Genomic DNA, 20,580 nt, shown 5'->3' on the forward strand with positions numbered 1-20,580 from the left:
GCACAACGAGTGGAAGGCTATTCAGGGATAGGATAATATTAGAAAGTATTCCTTTGGGATAATATATTTAAACTATCTGTCTTGTCTAAATCAATAACGTTATTCAACAATCGGACTCTTTCCTTGAATAAGGAAGGGGTCCTTTTCAATTAATGGGCCATATTGTTGAATAAACTAAATACCTTTATATATATAATCAAATCAGACAGGGTAATTCTTAAATAAGAAGCTCTTTTTTATTTAAGGGTAATTATTTAAATAAATAATAAAAACATGCAAACAATAAGATACAAACAGAATTCTGAGGTGTATCTTACTGGTTAAGCACTACTTGATCCTAATAGGATTTGTCTTTATTGGTCTTATTCTTGCGCAAAATACAAAACCTGAAGCTAATTCAGAAATGGAAGAGATGTATGTCACAACAGAGGACATTGTTTCGGATATTATCTTCCCAATTATCGATAAAAGAGTAATCATAGAGCATGGAGGAGATAGTCACCTTATTTGGCATTGGAAAAGGATTGTTGGTATTACTTACAATGAGAATCATTCTTATGATGTTACTGTAAGAATTGATATTCCTTCAAAAAAACCTACCGGGAATGTTAAAGAGGATTTGGTTAAGGTAAGAAAATCTCCGTCCTGTGAAAGTGAGAAAATAAATAAGCAAATATGTAATCATGAGTTTAAACTTGAAATCTTAGAGTACAAACATATATCACAATAAGAATTATTCTATTAAGTAAAAATAACTCGGGAATTATTTGCGACAATACTATATTTCGATATTTAACAATCGGTCGCTTTCCTTGAATAAAGGAAAGGCTCTTTTTCCTTTATGGGCCATTTAATTGAATAAAATACAATGTGCTAATATCAAGGGTATTTGGTACAATCCGTTAATGGAAAAAAATTTGACAACTATAAAACCATTTGCAGAAATCAATTCAATTGATAGTATATTAAGTTATTTTACTTCAGAATCTGATTAGCTAATAGAAGCATCCGAACACTATATAAATCTTGATTCTTTGGATGTAGATGATTACAACTAATAAACTAATTTAGATTTAGTTAAGCAGGTGTATCTAAATAGTGGAAAGTAAGGAGAATTGCTTCATACTTAAGTCATATTAATCGTAAAATAAAAAAGCTGCTTAGTGCTGGAACACTAAACAGTCAGTATCAAATAAGGCGATATAGAGGGTGGTTTACTTTCTTTGGAAAAGTAAATGACAATGCAAGAATCGTTACAATAAGTGTAGCGAAATTAACATGAGCGTTATAGACTCATAAACGGTAATGGGATAATCTTCTTCACCTCCGTTTGAAACGAAGTTTTGGAATAAAAGATGACCAATCTCCCTTAATACCTAGACCTACTACATATGGTAATTATCCCATTATTCTCATTTAATAAAAAGCGAACAATAATTCTCTTGTGCTTTAATAATGAAATTAGTGTTTTTTAATTTTTTATGATACTTTCTGCAATCTCTGGAAAATCAATAAATGGGTTCCGATTGCCTTGAAGTTCTTGGATAGCTTGGTTGCGATGCTTTTCATAGATGGATACTGGAAAAGAGTGATGCCATTTTAACAATAAAGAGACATTCTCTAGTTCTTTTTTTATGGTGTTTGGATAGCGAATTAGGAAATAAAGTGTTGCTCTAGCAACGATTCCTTTGCCGTATTCTGGTTCGAATTTACTTTCTTCAGTTTTGCCGCAGCCATCTTTGATTCCTAAAATTAATCCTTCAGGGTTATAATTGTGGAAATCATAGTAGGGGTAGTTGCTACGACTGCTATTGCAGGTGGGTTCGCAGGCGAATAAATGATGCAAGTCTCCTCTCATCGGTCCTTTTTTATCGAACCATGATTGAGGCACTACATGTTCACAGTTAAATAGATTATCCGAAAAGATGCTGATTAACCCTTTTGCCTGCATTTCATGGAGCTGAATGTCCTCCTCTATGACAGAAAGTGGATCCATCCTATTTCCAGAATAAAGGCTTTTTAATAAACCGTTTTCCTGCAAATCTACCCAAGGGTACACATAACGGTGTGGGCTGTAGTTTAACCGATTTGTATGTGTTTTTTCAAGCAATGTGTGAAGGCTATCTAAAAGATTGGCATCCGTGAATGAAATGCTCTGATAGTATTGATTTCTGACTCCCTCATCTTTCTTTTCGTCATAGTAAAGGTCGAATTTCCTTATTAAAAAGTCAGACTTGGCCGCTTCCCATTCACAGTATAGCAAATTTAGTTTTTCCATTATATTTTCAACGCCTTTGTAGATAATTCTTGGTTGAACACCTCCGATAAGTATTTCTCTGTTGTTAAGTACAGCAATCCGTTGCCTTCGAGTTTTGGCGAGTTTCCTAAAGGAATGGTTCTTTTTATTAATTGTGCATACAGCTCAGTCTCTGTCAGATTTCGTTCAAAGTTTCTGTTGGCATTCACTTTTATGAGTGCAAGTGCACCGGATACATGCGGTGTTGCCATCGAAGTTCCGCTTAGTTTTGCATAAGTTCCGTTTAAATACGTTGAAAGGATTCCTTCACCAGGGGCTACTAAGTCGACTTCATTATTCGAATTTGAAAATTCAGAAGAACTGCGTTGCAGGTTAATGGATCCGACGCTGATGACTTCATTGTAGCAGGCGGGAAAGGCAAATTCATTTGAAGAACCCTGTCCATCTCCCTCATTACCAGCGGCACAAACTACTAGAATTTGATTAGTGATTGCATTTTGAATAGCCTGGTGTAACTCAGGTACATCGAAAGAACCTCCGAGGCTCATCGAGATGATATCCACCTTTTGTTCAACTGCATAGTTAATACCATTTATGATCCAGTCGTATTGCCCTGATCCATTTTTATCAAGCACTTTTAAAATCAATAAACTTGCTTCAGGTGCAACACCAACTACTCCCGTGCCGTTATGAATTGCAGCAATTGTGCCAGCTACATGGGTTCCATGGCCACTATAATCAATGTATACATCAGGTTGTCCATCATCATCAAGAGTAAAATTCCGTCCGCCAATAATACGCTCACTCAAATCAGGGTGGGTGACGTCGCAGCCTGTGTCCAATATCGCAACAGTGATTCCCTTCCCCTTAGAATTCTCCCAAATTTCTGGTGCTGCAATAAGTTCAATACCTTTTGGCACCACTTCGACCATTTCGACCACTTCATCCACTTTATATGGTAATAAATGTAACTTTTGTTCCATTTGTATCCCTCCTGAAAGAATTAAGTTTTAAGTGTATTCTTGGTAGTTAATAATATTCTAACAATTCTGAATAATTATTAAAAGTTACATTAGATGTGTTTTTATCTAACTATCGGAATTTTAAAAGTGAAAATAGTATTGGCATCTATTAGTCAACCACGCAATTGGGTATAGCGAAGAATCACAACGTATTCGAATTATGGAAGAAAGCATACGGTAAAGAACTGCCGGAATCAACATTCAAAGGTGCAAAAGAAAGAATCTATTAAGTGTGTACGGTATGGTTTACCTCTTGTTAATTTCATTTAGCTGAAATTAGAAAAAGCAATTATAGGAACCCTAGGGAAATTTTCCTAATAACCCCGATTGAAGATAACACTATTTCTAATGATGTACTTATAGAAATATCAATATTTTGGTTAAAGAAATTTGGGATAGTAGGGGAAGAGTTAAATAAAATGTTGGCTGTATAAGGAGTTATATACGAAGTAAAAAATATACAAAATGAAATTTCACCAAATTAGATGTGAGGCTAGTGCTTTTGTTAAATACATTCTACATTTCTTAGATTTTTCTTTAAATATTGTATTATTCCTTTTTGCACTAATACTTTAATTAAATGTGCATTAGTTAAAAATAATCTTCAACACACCGGCGCGATTCTTCAATAAGAAGGCGTTTTTACATTATATGGCCATATTATTGAATAACTTATTTTTAGTAGTGTCATAAAAATATTCATAAAAATACAGTTTTTAGCGGTAATATATACAATATTATATGCTAAGTGAAGAACAAACTCAGCGAATGAAAGCACTGCAGGATTGCATATAGAAAGCTCATAAGGAAAGTCACGAAATGTTGATTTAAAAACATTCGTGACTTTTTAATGAGTCCACAAAATTTTAGTACAGCAGCTGCTTCATTAAAAATTTTTTCAAAAGTTTATAAGAATTATATTTTTCTACTTTAAACTTGTATCTATAATTGAAAGGGGCAAGTAGAAAATGAAAAAAATAATGAAGTGGTTTTTGATAGTTTTTCTTATTTTATTGATTGTACTTAGCGGCTCTGTATATAGCTTCCATAAGTTCAAAGAGAATCAAGAGACAGCTTTATTAGAGAATAATAAGGGCAAACTAATCGATTTTAACGGGAAAAAGATTAATGTTTATTCTGAAGGTAATGGCGCAGATACATTTGTATTTATGGCTGGATCAGCAGTAGCAGCACCTATGTATGAATTAAAAAACTTTTATCGTAAGTTTTCAAAAGAAGATAAAATCGCCGTTGTGGAAAGAGCAGGGTATGGGTATAGTGATGTATTTAACGACAACCGAGATATTGATGTAATATTAGAACAAACTAGGGAGGCACTTATTAAAGGCGGAAATAAGCCCCCTTATATCTTAGTGCCACACTCTATTTCAGGAATCGAAGCTATATATTGGGCGCAGAAATATCCAGATGAAATAGAAGCAATCGTGGCGTTAGATATTGGTTTACCATCTCAATATATAAAACATCCCGTGGATTTAGTTGAGAAGACTTTTATGAAAGCAGGAAATGTATTTAGTGAATTAGGATTTCAAAGAGTGTTTCCGGTTTTAGCTTATAATGATGCCGTATTAGACAAAGATTATCTAACTTCGAAAGAAAAAGATATATTTAAGGCGATTTCAAATAAACAGGGAATCAACAATGATATGAAACAAGAAATGCTAAATTCTGTAGATAACAGCAAAAAGTCTACAGCATTACCTGTTCCCAAAACAACCCCTATCTTATTTATTGATGCTTACCTTGATAGAAATTCTGAAGCTGCAAAAGCATCACTAAAAGACTATCGGGCTTTTGCGAATCAGTTAGATGCTTCAAGTGTAATTCAAATAAAAAGCAAGCATAGCATTTACTTGTATCACCCCACTAAAATCTACGAAGAAACTCAAAAATTCATGCAAGAGATTGTCGGAAATTAATTAGGAAGGAACTAAAACGTTGTTTACAATTTTACTTGTAGAAGATGATAAAATGATTGGAAGTTTATTGGAGAATATACTTCAAAAAGAAGGCTATAAAGTGATTTGGCTAGAAAGTGGCGCTTCCGTATATACAGTTATTAAGCAAGTGGATATTGTTATTATGGATATTATGCTACCAGGCGAGGACGGATATCAGATTTCAACGCGAATTAATCAGTTAGGGCTTAATATTCCTGTAATATTTTTAACTGCTAGAAGTGACATTGATAGTAAATTAAGAGGGCTTGAAATCGGAGAAGATTACATGGTGAAGCCATTTGATCCGAGGGAATTATTAATACGAATAAAAAATAAACTAGTTACTTTTTATGGAATTTACAAACAAATACAGCATTTATCAATTGATGTTACTCATATGCGTGTCGTTAATAATCAAAATAATAAAGAAGTCGAATTTACAGCCATTGAAAAGAAAATATTCTTTTACCTCTATGATAATGCAAATTTTATTTTATCTAAAGAACAATTCATGGAATACCTTTGGCAGCTAGAGGATCGTAATCCCAATTTAGTTAATGTGTATATCCAAAAGATACGCAACAAGATCGATGATACAGATGGTATGATTATTCAAAATGTATATGGAGAAGGGTATCGTATGAATACCCGTGTTAAACAATGAAACTAAAAAAGAAATATCAATTATTCCTATTGTCAGTAATATTTAGTGTTCCTCTTTCTGTAGTAGTGATTAATGTAATTGTAACCGTAATTTACAATCATTTTTCAACTGATACAGAAACCCGCTTTTTTGAGTCCAAAGCCTATCCGGTTATGCTAGGATTATTTATCGTCTGTTTCTTTATTTTGGCTATTTTATTCTCAAAATCGATTAATTCATTGATTAAACGAATCAATGAATTAAACCAAACCATTATGGAGTTGGCGAGTGACGACAAGAAGAGACTTCTAAAGATTCCATACTCTAAAAATGATGAATTAGGGGATTTAACCAAGGCCGTAAACCTTCTCATTGACCGGACGATTTCGAAGGAAATTGAAATAAAGCAACAAGAGCGAATGAAACAAGAACTTTTAACTCAGTTGCGCCATGATATTAATACGCCCTTAACAGCTATGCGCTTACAACTTTACACAATAGAAAATGATTTTTCACAACATCAGGATATTTTCAATTCACTAAACGAACAAATAAACTATATTTCAAAGCTATCCAATGAATATGATTTTGAGCGCTTATCTCGTGTTGATAATTCATATGTAATTATGGGAAAAGTAAATGTTTCAAGACTTATAAATACAATCATATCAAAGTGGAATTTTTTATATAAAGTCAACCAAATAACTATTGTGTCAAACGATTCTTCAACTGAATTCCATTGGAGAAGTAATGAAATTTGGTTGCACCGATTATTTGATAATATCTTCCAAAATATATTGCGTCATGCAGCGTGCGATACATTGGAAATTACTTTGCAAAAAAACTCAATTATCTTTAAGGATAATGGTATTGGGTTTAATGTGGAGGAAAAGGGTACTGGCCTACGAATCATCGAAGATATTTGCCGAATTCTTGAACTTCAGAGTACAATCAAATCTAACAAAAAAGGTACTCAAGTTACCATTAGTTATGCCCAACATTCATACTAGTGGTAATTGCCACACCTCCAAATAAAGCTTCCCAAAATCATATTTGAGAAAACTTTTATGTTTAACGTTGTATATACATAAATCTGGTGCCACCTCTTATACAACAATCGGTCGCGTTTCTTCAATAAGGAGGCATTAAAACAAATAATGCATCAGGAAATAAAAAACGCTACTATGAATGGAATCATACTCACCAAGATATAGAAGTATATGATAGTAAAGGTAAACACTAAGGTGGTATGGATCCTTTTGATGGAGAAATGTATAAGCCGGCTGTAAAAGGTCGTACTATTGACTTGTAAGAACAAGTTTTCTTGTAAATAATTTTGAAGGTGGAATAAAACTGTATGAAGAAGCAACGAGGCTTAAAAAGAAAAATTCGGAACGTAATCTTGGAAATCCAAAAAAACACCATGAATTTTCCAAGTGAATTTTATTATGACTCTTATTTCAATTATTATGTGCCTGCTTCTAGTGAATTATTAGATTACTCACATAAGGTACGTAGTCTAATTTTACAAGAGCTAATTGAAAATACAAATTATTTAATTCAAAAAACCTTCTGAATATACTGTTACATTAATTACATTAATAACTAAACCTGATGAATTTAGAAATACTCAAATTATTATTCATAAAAATCTAGAAAGTTATCGAGATTTTTATTTTAGAAATTCATTGTGGCAGCGTTGGAAAGTTGTTGTTCCAGAGCATGATTTTAAAAAAACTCTGAATATCAATTACCCTCAAAATGTAAGTGTAGTAAGTATTGAAGAAATTTTACTTGAAGAAGAAGATGGGTGTGAACATGAAATAACAAATAAATATTTTGTAATAGGTGAAATCATACCAGAAGTTTTTTCTTTATGAATAAAAGTTTATCAGATTTACATTTTAAAATACGCAACAGTTATTATTGATGACTGTTTTGTTTTTTTATATTAGCTAGAAAGAACAACAATAAGCAAATTGAATACCGAAGATATAAGTGTTGTCTTTTAAAGAAGAACGATAATTTATAATTAAATACGAACATTAATAATAAAGTTTGATAAAAAAACCTGTATGGAATGAAATGCAGAGTTTTACTTATTCAGCAATCGGGCCATATTGTTGAGTAACATTTTTTCTTGGGGGAGTGTTAGAGAAGATGCAGATTTATACCGGTAATAGAATGGCTATACAAGTTTTATGCAAATTAAGATCATGCCCAGAAAGTATAAAAGCTGCTTTAGTACGTTTCATTGACTTGCATAAAATCTAGTATAAACAATGTTCAATAAAAAATCGGTAAACGCTGCTACAACAACGTTTACCGATTTATCTTTTGACTCCAAACTTTTATTTGGAAATGTTATTTAGAGCTAACTTTGAATGTCCATACAATCTTTTCTTAATTCATTATTTATAAATTAATCGTCATAAATACACTGTTGGGGTCTTCTAAATAATTATCGAAAGGTTCACAATATCTAAACCCGAAACGTTCGTATAGACGATGTGCCGGCTTAAATGCATCCATTGAGCCTGTTTCTAGACTCAATTTCGTGTAACCATGTTTTTTAGCTTCGTTAATAATATGTTGTAATATCGCTCCAGCCACACCTTTTCTCAAATGTTTCTCTGCTGTTCGCATAGATTTTACTTCCCCATGCTTTGATGTTAATTCTTTTAACGCTCCACATCCCATAATGTCATTATTTTCCCATGCACTATAAAAAGTAATTTTAGGTTGTTTGAGTCCTTCAATATTTAATGCGTGTCTACTTTCAGGGGGAGAATTTTCTGCCATACCAGCTAGGTGTAATTCAATAAGTCCTATTGTACGAGTTTCTGTTAAGTCGTCAATTTTTATTTCCATAATCATCCTCCTCTTGTTTAATTATATTTTAAAAGAAGATTAAAAAACCACAATATGAAAAATGTCGCTAAAGCATCGTTTGGGAATATTGTTGTTCATTACCTTGTATATATATAAACTATAATGATATTCGTTCTTCAACAATTGGGCGCGTTTCTTTAATAAGAAATGCGTCTTTATTCATGAAAGGGCCATATTGTTGAACAACACCTAGATATCTAGGCTAAAACTTTAAAAATGGTTTTGAAATTTTGTACTTAATGTAACGGCAGGTTGTTTAAGTAGAATAACAAAAACCTACGAGAAGATCCCTTAGCATTCCTATGTTCTTCCTAATTTAAGAGGCATTCCCAATAAGTGAAATATATAGAATTTAGTTGTTTTATAGTTAAACGATTATAATTGATTGTTGTTAGCAACACCAAACATTTCCTACATTAATCGCTTAAATGTATTGAAATTGTATTGACAATCAGATGTTCACACCCTACTATTGATAAGAATTATCATTATCAAATTTGGAGGAACAACTTTTTATGATAAACCCAAAAAGTAAAAATCGATTTATACTTATGTCTGTAATGGTTCTTATTTTAACCATAGCTTTACTTGGATGTTCAAGTGAATCCGTAGAAAATGAAAAATCTGAATCTACTTCTGACAGTGACAATATGATTACTTTTGCTTGGCCAAGGGATATAGGTGAAATGAATCCGCATATCTATAATCCGTCACAATTATTTGCTCAATCCATGGTATATGAACCTTTAGTTAGCTACCAAGAAGGGGGAGAGCTAAAACCGTATTTAGCAGAGTCATGGGAGATTTCTGAAGATGGAAAGGAATATTTGTTCCACTTACGTCAGGGTGTAAAATTTACTGATGGCTCAAGTTTTAATGCAGAGATTGTGAAGAAGAACTTTGATGCAATATTAACAAATGTAGATTTACACAGTTGGTTAGGATTTATTTCGAAGATAGCAAAAACCGAGGTTATCGATGAGTATACATTTAAATTAACATTAACTGAAGCATATTACCCTACGATTCAGGAGTTGGCAGTTGTACGCCCGGTACGATTCCTAGGGGAAGCTGGTTTCCCTCAAGACGGCGACACTTCAAAAGGTGTAGAAAAGCCAGTTGGGACAGGCCCATGGATATTAGAAGAGTATAAAGTAGATGAATTTGCTATTTTCAAACGCAACGAAAATTATTGGGGAGAACTTCCAAGTGTAGAGAAAATTAAAGTTAAAGTTATTCCTGATGCTGATACACGGGTACTTGCTTTCGAAAAAGGTGACTTAGACCTTATTTATGGTGAGGGTGTTATCAGTATAGATTCTTTTAAGCAATTAGAATCCACAGGTTCCTATGAAACTAGCATTTCTGAACCAGTAGCTACTAGACAGCTAGTTATGAACACGAATAAAGAACAGTTTTCAGATTTACGTGTTCGTCAAGCATTACATTATGGATTTAATAAACAAGCAATGGTTGAGGGCGTGACATCTGGTATGGAAGAGAAGGCTGACTATATCCTACCAACAAACTTCCCTTATACATCAGATGTTGATGCAACCACAATTGATTATAATATTGATAAAGCAAAAACATTATTAGATGAAGCAGGCTGGAAGTTGCCAAAAGGTAAAAATATTCGAGAAAAAGATGGGAAGCCATTTGAAATCGAGTTAATGTATAACTCTGCTGAATCCATTCAAAAAACAATGGCTGAAATATTACAATCTGAGTGGGCAGGATTAGGTGTGAAATTAAATATTGTTGGGGTTGAGCTTACCACTCAAGTTGAAAGATTTAAAGCGAATGAGTTTGATATGAACTTCTTTAGTAACTATGGATCTCCATATGACCCACATACTTTCGTAAACATAGTTGCTACAGAAGGGTTTGGATTTAGAGAAGCTATTTCAGCTTATCCTAATAAAGAGGAATTACTGAACCAAATTGCTAAGGTTAAACAAACAACTGATGAAAAAGAGCGTCAAGAACTATACACGGAAATTTTAGGGTCGCTACAAGAACAGGGTGCCATTGTACCTATTTCGTATATTAAAAAAATAGCAGTTTATCAAAAGAATGTTTCTAATTTTGAATTCCCTGCAAACCGCGATGAACATCCTTTTACTGGAATTAGTATAAACAAATAAGCGACAGGAGAGTTTTCATGGGTACGTATGTCTTGAAACGAATAATCACCATCGTTCCAGTCTTTCTTTTGGCTTCTTTACTAACATTTGGAATGATAAACCTATCACCAGTGGATCCAGCTGAGGCATACTTTGCTGCGGCACATATCCAAGCAACTGATGAGATGTTAGAACAAAAAAGACATGAGTTTGGCTTAGATCAGCCTCTCCTTATCCAATATGTGAACACCCTTAGTAAAATATGCCAACTTGATTTTGGCATATCTTATGTTACGAATAAACCTGTTTGGGAAGAGATTTATTCTCGAATGCCGGCAACTATTCAGTTAACTATAGGTAGTCTTTTGATTGCAATCTTAATAAGTGTTCCTACTGGTTTTTTAGCAGGCATAAAAAAGAACAGTGGAATTGACCATTTTAGTCGATTCCTCTCTTTTATAGGGGCATCCATCCCATCATTTTGGCTAGGATATTTAATGATTTTTTTCTTTTCTGTAAAATTGGATCTTTTCCCAGTAGAAGGCACGGGCACTTGGAAACATTTAATTTTACCTTCAGTCACGTTGGCTTTTCCTTTAATAGCCTTATATACCCGACTATTACGTGCAAGTGTTCTTGAAAATTTACAAGAGTCTTATGTGCTTTTCGCACGGACGAGAGGGCTACAAGAAAAAGTCATAATGGGCAAACATGTTTTAAGAATTGCCATTTCTCCTATGATTACTGGACTTGGGATGAATTTAGGAAACTTAATGACTGGAGCTATAATTGTAGAGGCAGTTTTCTCATGGCCAGGGTTTGGACGGTATTTTATTGAGGCTATTTTTAACCGTGATATTCCTGTAATACAAGGCTATGTATTATTAGCAGCTGGTTTATTTCTTATAAGTAACTTAATTGTAGACCTTATCCAAATGTATATAGACCCACGTATTTCTAGAAAAGGAAGGCAGTATAAATGATTGTAAAGTTTCGTGATAAATTAAAAAGTCAAAAAGTGATTGTCATTTGTTCTCTAACGTTGTGCGTGTTGTTTTTAATCACAATCTTTGCACCGTGGATTGCACCTAATGACCCTATAGCTATCAATTTGGCTCATAAGTTACAGCCTCCTTCTATGGATTACCCATTTGGAACAGATCATTTAGGTCGATGTATGTTTTCTCGTATCCTATATGGTGCTCGTATCTCACTAGGGTTTGCCATGCTAATTTTTATATCAGCCTTAAGTATTGGGTTGATTATTGGTGTCATTGCTGGGTATAAAGGTGGTTGGGTAGATCAATTATTGATGAGATTCGGTGATGGTCTGATGGCAATCCCAAGCCTTTTATTTGTTCTCGGTTTTGTTGGTATTTGGGGGGCTGGTCTTAAACAAGTGATTCTAGGATTAATTCTCGTACAATGGGTTTATTACGCAAGGGTAATTCGAGGAATGGTCCTAAGTCTAAAAGAACAGAACTATATTACAGCAGCTAAAATCAGTGGCTCTTCTACATGGACCATCATGAAGAAACATATTATTCCGAATGTTCTTCCATCACTAGCGGTAATGGGAACATTAGAAATGGGTTGGTCGATTATGAATTTATCATCCATGTCTTTTTTAGGCTTAGGTGTACAACCTCCTATACCTGAATGGGGGGCAATGATACTTGAGGGGAAGTCATTTATTAGAACAAATCCAGAATTAATGATTTATCCTGGCTTAATGATTATGCTAGTTGTTGTTATCTTTAATTTATTAGGTGAATCACTATCAGAACGTTTTGGGGTTAAACGCCGCTAATGAAAAGGATTGATGAGAATGGAAGCTAATAATCGAGACATTTTAAATGTAAAAGACTTACATGTACAAGTATCAACCGACGAAGGTTTTTCCACACTTGTTCAGGACATTAACTTTGGAATAAAAAAAGGGGAGATTCTAGGTCTGGTAGGGGAAAGCGGTAGTGGTAAAACCATTACAAGTATGTCTATCCTTCAGCTACACGATAAGAAGCATATGGATATTAGAGGGAGCATTACATTAAAAGGTAGGGAATTGAATGGTCTAGAAAATAAAGAAATGCGGAAAATTCGAGGAAAGGATATTGCTTATATTATGCAAAATCCGATGAATGCTTTTACTCCCGTTTTCACGATTGGCCATCAATTTATTGAAACGATTAGATCCCATACTTCATTAAATAAAAAGCAAGCAAAGGAGCTTGCAATTGATATGATGGAAAGTGTAAATTTACCAAAACCCAATAATTTATTAAAGAGCTACTCTTTTCAATTAAGTGGAGGTATGCTTCAACGAGTGATGATTGCCATGGCAGCATGCTTACAGCCCTCCGTTATTATTGCAGATGAGCCAACTACAGCACTTGATCTTCATAGCCAATTATTAGTACTACGTCTTTTAGACAAGATTCGTACTGAATATGGAACCTCTATATTACTCATTTCTCATGATCTTGGAGTTATTTCAGAGATGGCTGATGATGTAATTGTAATGCAACATGGGAGAATAGTAGAAACAGCAAATGTGTTAGAATTATTTGAGACTCCACAACATGAATACACTAAGAAGCTGTTAAGGACAAGACCGACCTTATATTCTCAAAAACAACCTTATACATATATGTTGTGACAGATAGATTGAATTTACCAGGGGTGAAATCATTGAGCTTATTACAAGTAAAACAAGTAAATTTTAGTTTTAATTCAAGAAAGCTTTTTAAAGGGAAGGATCAAACAAATAAAGTTCTTAATGATATTTCCTTTGCTATAGAAGAAGGAACATGTTTAGGCTTAATTGGTTCAAGTGGTGCAGGTAAAAGTACCTTAGGGAAAGTAATTCTCGGGATTCAACGTCCACAGCAAGGTCAGGTTTTGTTTAAAGGACACGATATTTATAATGCGGATAAAGCTACCCAAAAAAAAATACGTCGCGACCTCCAAGTTGTATTTCAAGACTCATATTCAGCTGTTAATCCCCGAATGACAGCCGAACGTATTATAAGCGAGCCGTTAGAGAACTATGAAAAACTAACTTTAGACGAACAAAGAAGACGGGTTATTGAACTATTAGAAAGAGTAGGCTTAGATGAAAAGGATTCAAAAAAATATCCATATCAATTTAGTGGTGGGCAATTGCAAAGGATAAATATTGCTAGAGCAATTGCACTAAAACCGAAGTTAATCGTCCTTGATGAATCAGTAAGTAGTTTAGATATGGTTACACAAAGCCTAATATTACAATTATTAAAAGAATTAAAGAATGATTTTGGCTTATCTTATCTTTTTATTACACATGATATTAAAGCTGCTTTTTCAATTTCTGATCATATTGGCGTACTTGAAAAAGGAGAATTAATTGAACTTTACAATTCAAAAGACCAATTTTTCTCTTCCAAAAACCCTATAGTTAAACAATTAAGAGACTCCATTCTTGCAGAACACCCACGTTTTCGAACACTTCCAAAACATGGCATAATAGAAAACAGAGAAAAGATTACCTAAATATCGAAAATTAACGAATCCATAATGTCAATGTCACAACATATTAAAATGCTGTGACATTTTTATTGTTTGAAGGGGAAGTAATGAGTTTACAAAGTTCTACATATAAAAGCACTTTAAATGCATCTCTGACGAATAAGCAATACATGGCTTTAGCCTTGCCAATTTTTTTATCGCAAATGTCGACACCACTCCTTGGGGCAGATGATTCGATAGCTTCATTTAATGCCAACAAATTTGTTTTAGATGCAATATACCGAATGGTTTTATAGGCATTTGCAGTCTGTGTATTTCAATAGGTAAATGTATAGATGTTATTGTAATGGGGTAATGCCATAACCCAAACCAAACACCGAACACGTCTGCATATATTACTACTGTCCCTACAAAAAATCCGTATGTCATAATCTCGAACATTCTTTTTTTATCTAAAATAATGGATCCATATAATAAATAAAACTATAGATGTAACTAAAAGAATCCACCAACTCAAGGTATATAAGTTTTCACTAAGCCAATACTCTATTTTTGTATATCTATATTTCTGCGTTATATCAAGAACGTCTTGCCGAATTGTTTGCTTCACACTCCTCCTAATTCAAAACTAATGCCCATTAATTATTGAATGATTTGAAGCCCGCTTATGATGGATGTAGAAAATAATAAATAAAATTCAATCCTCGACATATGAGAATTCTATGGTCCACCACAATCCATGTTTTATGAAGCCTAGATTCAAATAAAGCAGCTCAAGTAAAATGGCGAATATAGACCAATAAAATATATGTCGTGTAAGCGATAAAATAGTTTCCTATTCAGGTAATGTCTGAACTGACATTTTAGAGGAGTTGATATAAATGTTTAGCCTTGTTCAACAATCGGGCCATATTGTGGAGCAACATTTTTTCTTTGGAGAGTCTTAAAGAAGATGCAGATTTATACAGATAAAAGAATGGCTATACGTTTTTATGCAATTTAAAGATAATACCCAGCAAGTATAAAAGCTTCTTTAGTAACATTTCATTGGCTTGCATAAAATCACGTATAAACAATGTTCCATTGGAAAAGGCAGAAACGCTCTTACATCAACGTTTCTGCCTTTTATGTTCATTCCCAAACTTGAAGTACCCCCTAAAAGTTAGACACGGTAATTTCAGGCAACCATTTGGGCATGAGTTCGATATTGTGAACTGCTCCCTGTCAAGTAGACAGCGGAAATATTAAAAATGACTTACGCGGCTTGAGCTCTGTATTCTAGAGGGCTCAAGCCGTTTAATGTTTCTTGGTAACGTTCATTGTTATAGAACTTGATGTACGTATCAATGGCCTGCTTTAATGCTTCAAACGACTCGAACTTATATAAATAATACTTCTCTACTTTTAAGGTTCCCCAAAATGCTTCAATCGGACCGTTATCGATGCAACGGCCTACTCTAGACATACTGTGAATCATTTCTGATTGATCCATGATCTGCTTAAATTCTTTCGATGTATATTGATAACCACGATCGCTATGTAAAAGAGGGAATTCCTTCTCTTTTAATGTTCGTATAGCGGGTCTTACTGTCTTAAAAACTAGGTCATTATTATTCGAATGTCCCAATACGTAACTCACAATGGACTTATCATAGAGGTCAATAATCGCACTTAAATAAGCCTTTTTCCCACTACCATATTTAAACTCTGTGACGTCTGTACACCACTTCTGATTCGGTTTTTCTGCAGTGAATTCACGTGCTAATACATTTTCAGCCAAGTAATCCGGCTTTACTTTAGGGTACTTTTTCCGGCGACGTCGAATAACCGCCTCCAAACCGCAAATTTGCATCAGGCGATAAATTCGTTTCTTATTCACTTTCTTTAAACCTTCGGTTTTGCGTTTGCGGTTAATCGTCATCGTAATGCGACGATAGCCGTATATGCCATCTACTTGTGTATATAAATGTTGGATAGACTTCACCAGCTGTTTGTTTTCCAGTTCCTGCGCAGTTGGTTGACGATTTAACCATTTGTAGTAAGCTGCTCGGGATACCTTGGCGATTTTACATAATAAAACGATTGATATTTTTTCATTTTTAGCTAGCTCTTGTATTGCTATATAACGGTTTTGAATACGAATTCTACTTAACGACGCCTCCTTTCGATTTCCTCTAACTTTTTTAAAAGTAAATTTTCTGCACGTAATCTTTGATTTTCACGTTCCATCTCTTGAATTTTTAAGCGTAATTCATCCTCTGGTGTTCTTTCTTGTACTGGTTTTGTGCGACCTCGTTGATCTTGAAGTGCTTCTTCACCATTTTGTTCAAATTTACGTACCCATAGGTAGACTTGTTGGTAGGATACCTCATATTGTGCTGCTGTTTCTTGATAATTTTTGTCGTACGCTAGGCAGGCTTTTACAATTTCAATACGTTCTTCTACTGTTGTTTTTCTCCCTTTAGTCATAGTTTGGATCATTCCTTTACCCGTATCATTTAAATTACTATGACTAGTATAGAATTTTAACCAAGTATTGAAAACTGATAAACTACTAATCCCATATTTAGCTAGGATATCGAACTGGGAGTAGTTTCCTGATAAATAATCTTTAATAGCACGTTGTTTCAATTCTTCTGAATATATCTTATTTTTTACAGGACGTATGAGCGCTTCTACTCCACCATATTTATAAATAGCGCGCCAAACTTGTAGGGTTCTCATATTGACTGAAAACATTGTACATACTTTTTGGAGTGTATAGCCTTCTTCTAAATATTGAAGTGCTAATAATTTTATATCTGGTGAAAACGATTTTTTTGACATGAAAAAACTCCCCATTTGATAAACAGATTTTATTTTTTAATCTGTCTACCTAATGGGGAGCATATCATTGTATCGGGCTCATGCCTTTTAATTTTGCCTTAATCCGTTTTGTATTGTAGTAGTTGATATATTTTTCTAGTTCTCTTTTGAATTGCTCGATATTTTCAAATTCCTTTAAATAGAGGAATTCAGATTTCATGATGCCAAAGAAATTCTCCATCACGGAGTTATCGTAACAGTTACCTTTACGGGACATACTTTGCGCAACGCCTCTTGTTTCAAGACTGTGGCGATATTGTTTCATTTGATAATGCCAGCCTTGATCCGAATGCATTAATAGCTGGTGGTCTTCTGTTAAGCGTTCTAACGCCTTTTCTAACATGTCAGAAACCAATGAATACGTGGGTCTTGAGCCAATCGTATACGTAATAATTTCACCATTAAATAGATCTAAAACAGGCGATAAATAAAGCTTTTCTCCGAATAATTTAAACTCTGTAATATCGGTTACCCATTTTTCATTTGGAGCCTCTGCGGTAAAATTACGAGCTAAAATATTTGGCGCAATTTTACCGACTGTGCCTTTATACGATTTATATTTTTTCATGCGTACTAAGCACTTTAAACCTAGCTCTTTCATGATGCGTTGAACCTTCTTATGATTCACTTTTTGCCCACGATTCGCTAACTCATCACGAATACGACGATAACCATAACGGCCTTCATGTTCATCGTAAATCGCTTGAATTTCGACCTTTAACTCAGCGTTCGGATCGGGTTGATTCATCTTCTTCACTATATCATAGTACGTACTGCGTTTAATTTCTGCGAATGCCACAAGTGCTTTCACTGAATATTTATGCCTTAATTCACAAATGACTTTTACTTTGTCTTTCGTGGTGATTTTTCTTTGGCTTGAACTAAGACATTCAACTTTTTTAAATACTCGTTTTCCATTTCAAGCTGTTTAATGCGAGCTTGAAGTGCTTGAGTAGAGCCTTCTACTGGTGTTTTCTTAGATTGTTTAGCCGTTTCTTTTTTCATGGATAGACGCCCCTTTTTCTTTGGCTGAAGGGCATCCTTTCCTTGTGCTTCGAATTGTTTTTTCCAATTTCGTATCGTTGAAGCAGCCGCTATTTTAAAAATAGCAGCGGTTTCGTATAAGGACGTACCGTGTTCAGTCATGTAGTTAAGTACGTTTAGTTTAAACTGCTTCGTGTAATTTGTATATCGTTTTACAAAGGCCTCTACACCGTTATGTTCATATTGTTTCACCCAGGTTAATAGGTAACGATGGGATACCCCTATATCTGCCGCTACTTTCCTTGAACTTTCTTTTCCATTTACATATCGTTGAACCGCTGCTAATTTATCTTCTGGATTCATTTTAGCCATAGAAAAAACCGCACCTCCTTGTTAGATGTGTCTAACAAATGGGGTGCAGTTCAACTTGCGTTTGGGAACGTTATTTTGTATGGAAATGAATAGAGAAATAATTTAATTACTTACAGGGATATCCAGAGGTTCTGTATTAGGAATTACTTGATATTGCCTGACTTTATTATCTTCGTTCGCCCAAATAGAAATAAGAATACATTAATGCTTTTTCGTATCAATTTATTTATTTTATCTCTTTGAAATAGCTCCGATAAAAGTACCTATCCATACTCCTACAAAAATAGTAACCGTTAAGAAAGCCAATCCGATACCATCGAACCACCAACTACATTCCTGCTAAAAATAATTAATCCGATACAAATTAGACTTAATACAGTGGCGGTTAAAAGTAAAACTTTTCTTGAAACTTTACGGGATATAATAAACATCCCAATTGCAAACACAATTCCGAAAAGCAATATAGGAGTCCATCCCTCTAACATCAAAGCATCCATTTGATTACCTCCTGTTATTTTTTTCCGTAAACTAACCAAATTTCTAGAGTTATTTATTAGTTATATTACTAACTACGATAAATTATATAGCATAAAATTTCCAATTTGTGGACTTACCATTCAAAGAGGGAAAATTCCCATTCAATTAAATGGGGGGATTGGTTACCAAAGTATCATTTGGGAACGTTATCTTATATGAAAATGTATATTTTATTCATCAAATTTTACTGGAATATCAACTAATGAATAGTCGCCAGTCCACTTTTGTGTTGTAACAATCAAGTCCTCGCTTTGTTTAACAAAAAAGAGCCCACTTCCTTCTTTTTCTTTGAAAACCCAATCTTTTTGATTTAACAAGTCTATGATTAATTCATCAACAACAGATTGATTTCGTTCGTTCACTATGTACCATTCTTTTCCGTTCTCACTCGTTAATTTAATTATTTTTTCATCAGAATGATTTAGTTTTTCAATCACTTCTTTTTTGCTTAGAGTTTCTATTGGTAATGAAGGGTAATAAAGCTTGTTGTAAAATACAAATGCTCCTGCTAAAACTATGAATAATCCGATTGTTATTAATATTTTTCTCATAACTCACCAACTTTTAATTAGTTATAGAACTATTCGAATTAAAATTGTAAATTCCTTTTAAAATCGTTCCCAAAGCGACGTTTGGTAACATAATTATCTAGTCCCGTACTCAAAATCGTATTTGGTGCTTCTTTTTATGTAAGGTAGTATACCACACGAATATGACGATCCCTTATTCCACAATCGGGCGCTTTTCTTGAATAAGCTGTATTCAATTATAGGGCCATATTATTGAATAACTTTTTTAATAATTCTCAACACAGCTTTTTAAACTTATAATTAAATTAATTTATAAGTATTGAAGGGAGATAATTATGAATATATGCCCAATGATATTAGATGATGTTACTAAGTTAGAGAATTTAATGAACCATTTAGGTTATCCATCTACCAATTTAAAGATCCAAGAAAGATTTAAAAAAATTTTAAAATTGCCTGATTATCAAACATTCGTCGCTGAAATAAATGACAAACTAGTTGGGTTTGTTGGAATGTGTAAACAAGCTGCATATGAATTTGATGATCCGTATGTAAGAGTTTTAGTATTAGTCGTTCACGAAGACTATCGTAGGAAAAATATTGTACAAGATCTAATGCTAACAGTTGAAGATTGGGCAAAAAAAAATCAATGTACCTTAATTACATTGAATAGTGGGAATAGGGAAGAAAGGATTGTTGCACATAACTTTTATAAAAATCTAGGATACGTAGGGAAAAGTACAGGTTTTAGTAAAGTGTTATAAAACTGATGTTTTTAGATTTTGTCGATAACACTCCAAATCTGTATATTTTAATTCCAAATGGTTTGACGCATAATGTTATTCCACAATTGGGCGCTATTCTTCAATAAGAAAATCTCTTTT

General features: G+C 33.8%; 19 protein-coding genes and 3 pseudogenes. 15 read left to right on the forward strand and 7 right to left on the reverse strand.

Annotation, left to right across the window (positions count from 1 at the left end; genetic code table 11):
* Positions 1 to 331 precede the first annotated feature (331 nt).
* Together AC0VXV_RS09180 and AC0VXV_RS09185 are read left to right on the forward strand one after the other, a co-directional pair.
* A complete protein-coding gene (locus AC0VXV_RS09180; RefSeq protein WP_475531268.1) occupies positions 332 to 730 on the forward strand; it encodes a hypothetical protein in 399 nt (132 codons plus the stop codon).
* A gap of 136 nt (positions 731 to 866) precedes the next feature.
* A pseudogene (locus AC0VXV_RS09185) lies at positions 867 to 995 on the forward strand (HAD family hydrolase); the annotation flags it as partial.
* A 476-nt stretch (positions 996 to 1,471) separates the two neighbouring features.
* On the opposite strand, the gene AC0VXV_RS09190 reads toward AC0VXV_RS09185, so the two are convergent.
* Positions 1,472 to 2,278: an endonuclease I family protein gene (locus AC0VXV_RS09190; RefSeq protein WP_475531269.1), complete on the reverse strand. Its 807-nt coding sequence runs from the start codon at positions 2,276 to 2,278 to the stop codon at positions 1,472 to 1,474.
* The gene (locus tag AC0VXV_RS09195; RefSeq protein WP_475531270.1) at positions 2,278 to 3,240 is read right to left on the reverse strand and encodes a S8 family peptidase; all 963 of its coding nucleotides are present in this window, start codon (positions 3,238 to 3,240) and stop codon (positions 2,278 to 2,280) included. Before AC0VXV_RS09195 ends, AC0VXV_RS09190 begins: the two co-directional genes overlap by 1 nt.
* 1,007 nt (positions 3,241 to 4,247) lie before the next feature.
* On the opposite strand from AC0VXV_RS09195, the gene AC0VXV_RS09200 reads away from it, so the two are divergent.
* From AC0VXV_RS09200 to AC0VXV_RS09225, 6 genes and pseudogenes are all read left to right on the forward strand, one after another.
* Positions 4,248 to 5,219, forward strand: coding sequence for an alpha/beta fold hydrolase (locus AC0VXV_RS09200; protein WP_475531271.1), 972 nt, complete (start codon positions 4,248 to 4,250; stop codon positions 5,217 to 5,219).
* A 19-nt stretch (positions 5,220 to 5,238) separates the two neighbouring features.
* The gene (locus tag AC0VXV_RS09205; protein WP_475531272.1) at positions 5,239 to 5,904 is read left to right on the forward strand and encodes a response regulator transcription factor; all 666 of its coding nucleotides are present in this window, start codon (positions 5,239 to 5,241) and stop codon (positions 5,902 to 5,904) included.
* The gene (locus AC0VXV_RS09210) at positions 5,901 to 6,893 is read left to right on the forward strand and encodes a sensor histidine kinase (protein ID WP_475531273.1); all 993 of its coding nucleotides are present in this window, start codon (positions 5,901 to 5,903) and stop codon (positions 6,891 to 6,893) included. The genes AC0VXV_RS09205 and AC0VXV_RS09210 overlap by 4 nt, the downstream gene beginning before the upstream one ends.
* A gap of 152 nt (positions 6,894 to 7,045) precedes the next feature.
* Positions 7,046 to 7,195, forward strand: a pseudogene (locus tag AC0VXV_RS09215) (colicin E3/pyocin S6 family cytotoxin); the annotation flags it as partial.
* 45 nt (positions 7,196 to 7,240) lie between these two features.
* Positions 7,241 to 7,459, forward strand: a complete 219-nt coding sequence (locus AC0VXV_RS09220) for a DUF3916 domain-containing protein (RefSeq protein ID WP_475531274.1) — start codon at positions 7,241 to 7,243, stop codon at positions 7,457 to 7,459.
* A 10-nt stretch (positions 7,460 to 7,469) separates the two neighbouring features.
* Positions 7,470 to 7,763 (forward strand): annotated as a pseudogene (locus AC0VXV_RS09225) (DUF3916 domain-containing protein); the annotation flags it as partial.
* A gap of 535 nt (positions 7,764 to 8,298) precedes the next feature.
* Here AC0VXV_RS09225 and AC0VXV_RS09230 read toward each other — a convergent pair.
* Positions 8,299 to 8,754 (reverse strand): GNAT family N-acetyltransferase, encoded by a 456-nt coding sequence (locus AC0VXV_RS09230; RefSeq protein WP_475531275.1) that lies wholly within the window; start codon positions 8,752 to 8,754, stop codon positions 8,299 to 8,301.
* A 536-nt stretch (positions 8,755 to 9,290) separates the two neighbouring features.
* Here AC0VXV_RS09230 and nikA point away from each other — a divergent pair.
* The 6 genes from nikA to AC0VXV_RS09260 all read left to right on the forward strand — a co-directional run bounded on the left by nikA (position 9,291) and on the right by AC0VXV_RS09260 (position 14,704).
* Positions 9,291 to 10,922 carry a nickel ABC transporter substrate-binding protein gene (nikA, locus tag AC0VXV_RS09235; RefSeq protein ID WP_475531276.1) on the forward strand — a complete coding sequence of 544 codons (1,632 nt, stop codon included), beginning with the start codon at positions 9,291 to 9,293 and terminating at the stop codon, positions 10,920 to 10,922.
* A 17-nt stretch (positions 10,923 to 10,939) separates the two neighbouring features.
* Positions 10,940 to 11,884: a nickel ABC transporter permease subunit NikB gene (gene nikB / locus AC0VXV_RS09240; protein WP_475531277.1), complete on the forward strand. Its 945-nt coding sequence runs from the start codon at positions 10,940 to 10,942 to the stop codon at positions 11,882 to 11,884.
* Positions 11,881 to 12,711 (forward strand): nickel ABC transporter permease subunit NikC, encoded by an 831-nt coding sequence (nikC, locus tag AC0VXV_RS09245; protein WP_475531278.1) that lies wholly within the window; start codon positions 11,881 to 11,883, stop codon positions 12,709 to 12,711. The genes nikB and nikC overlap by 4 nt, the downstream gene beginning before the upstream one ends.
* A gap of 18 nt (positions 12,712 to 12,729) precedes the next feature.
* Positions 12,730 to 13,560, forward strand: coding sequence for a nickel import ATP-binding protein NikD (gene nikD, locus AC0VXV_RS09250; protein ID WP_475531279.1), 831 nt, complete (start codon positions 12,730 to 12,732; stop codon positions 13,558 to 13,560).
* Positions 13,561 to 13,592: 32 nt separating this feature from the next.
* Entirely contained in the window at positions 13,593 to 14,432 is an 840-nt protein-coding gene (gene nikE / locus AC0VXV_RS09255) for a nickel import ATP-binding protein NikE (protein WP_475531280.1), read from the forward strand.
* Between the two features lie 83 nt (positions 14,433 to 14,515).
* Complete coding sequence (locus AC0VXV_RS09260; protein WP_475531281.1) at positions 14,516 to 14,704, forward strand: hypothetical protein; 189 nt, start codon at positions 14,516 to 14,518, stop codon at positions 14,702 to 14,704.
* 959 nt (positions 14,705 to 15,663) lie between these two features.
* On the opposite strand, the gene AC0VXV_RS09265 is transcribed toward AC0VXV_RS09260, so the two are convergent.
* From AC0VXV_RS09265 to AC0VXV_RS09280, 4 genes are all read right to left on the reverse strand, one after another.
* A protein-coding gene (locus tag AC0VXV_RS09265; protein ID WP_475528134.1) for an IS3 family transposase occupies positions 15,664 to 17,234 on the reverse strand; the annotation gives its coding sequence in 2 pieces (ribosomal slippage) (positions 15,664 to 16,598 and positions 16,598 to 17,234; 1,572 coding nt in all).
* A gap of 64 nt (positions 17,235 to 17,298) precedes the next feature.
* A protein-coding gene (locus AC0VXV_RS09270) for an IS3 family transposase (protein WP_475531282.1) occupies positions 17,299 to 18,629 on the reverse strand; the annotation gives its coding sequence in 2 pieces (ribosomal slippage) (positions 17,299 to 18,176 and positions 18,176 to 18,629; 1,332 coding nt in all).
* A 293-nt stretch (positions 18,630 to 18,922) separates the two neighbouring features.
* A complete protein-coding gene (locus AC0VXV_RS09275; RefSeq protein WP_475531283.1) occupies positions 18,923 to 19,126 on the reverse strand; it encodes a hypothetical protein in 204 nt (67 codons plus the stop codon).
* Between the two features lie 210 nt (positions 19,127 to 19,336).
* The gene (locus AC0VXV_RS09280; protein WP_475531284.1) at positions 19,337 to 19,717 is read right to left on the reverse strand and encodes a hypothetical protein; all 381 of its coding nucleotides are present in this window, start codon (positions 19,715 to 19,717) and stop codon (positions 19,337 to 19,339) included.
* Positions 19,718 to 20,031: 314 nt separating this feature from the next.
* Between AC0VXV_RS09280 and AC0VXV_RS09285 the strand changes: the two genes are divergently transcribed.
* On the forward strand, positions 20,032 to 20,460 hold the full coding sequence (locus AC0VXV_RS09285; protein ID WP_475531285.1) for a GNAT family N-acetyltransferase: 429 nt from the start codon (positions 20,032 to 20,034) through the stop codon (positions 20,458 to 20,460).
* Positions 20,461 to 20,580 lie beyond the last annotated feature (120 nt).

It is taken from the genome of Solibacillus sp. iso_87 (assembly GCF_056173085.1).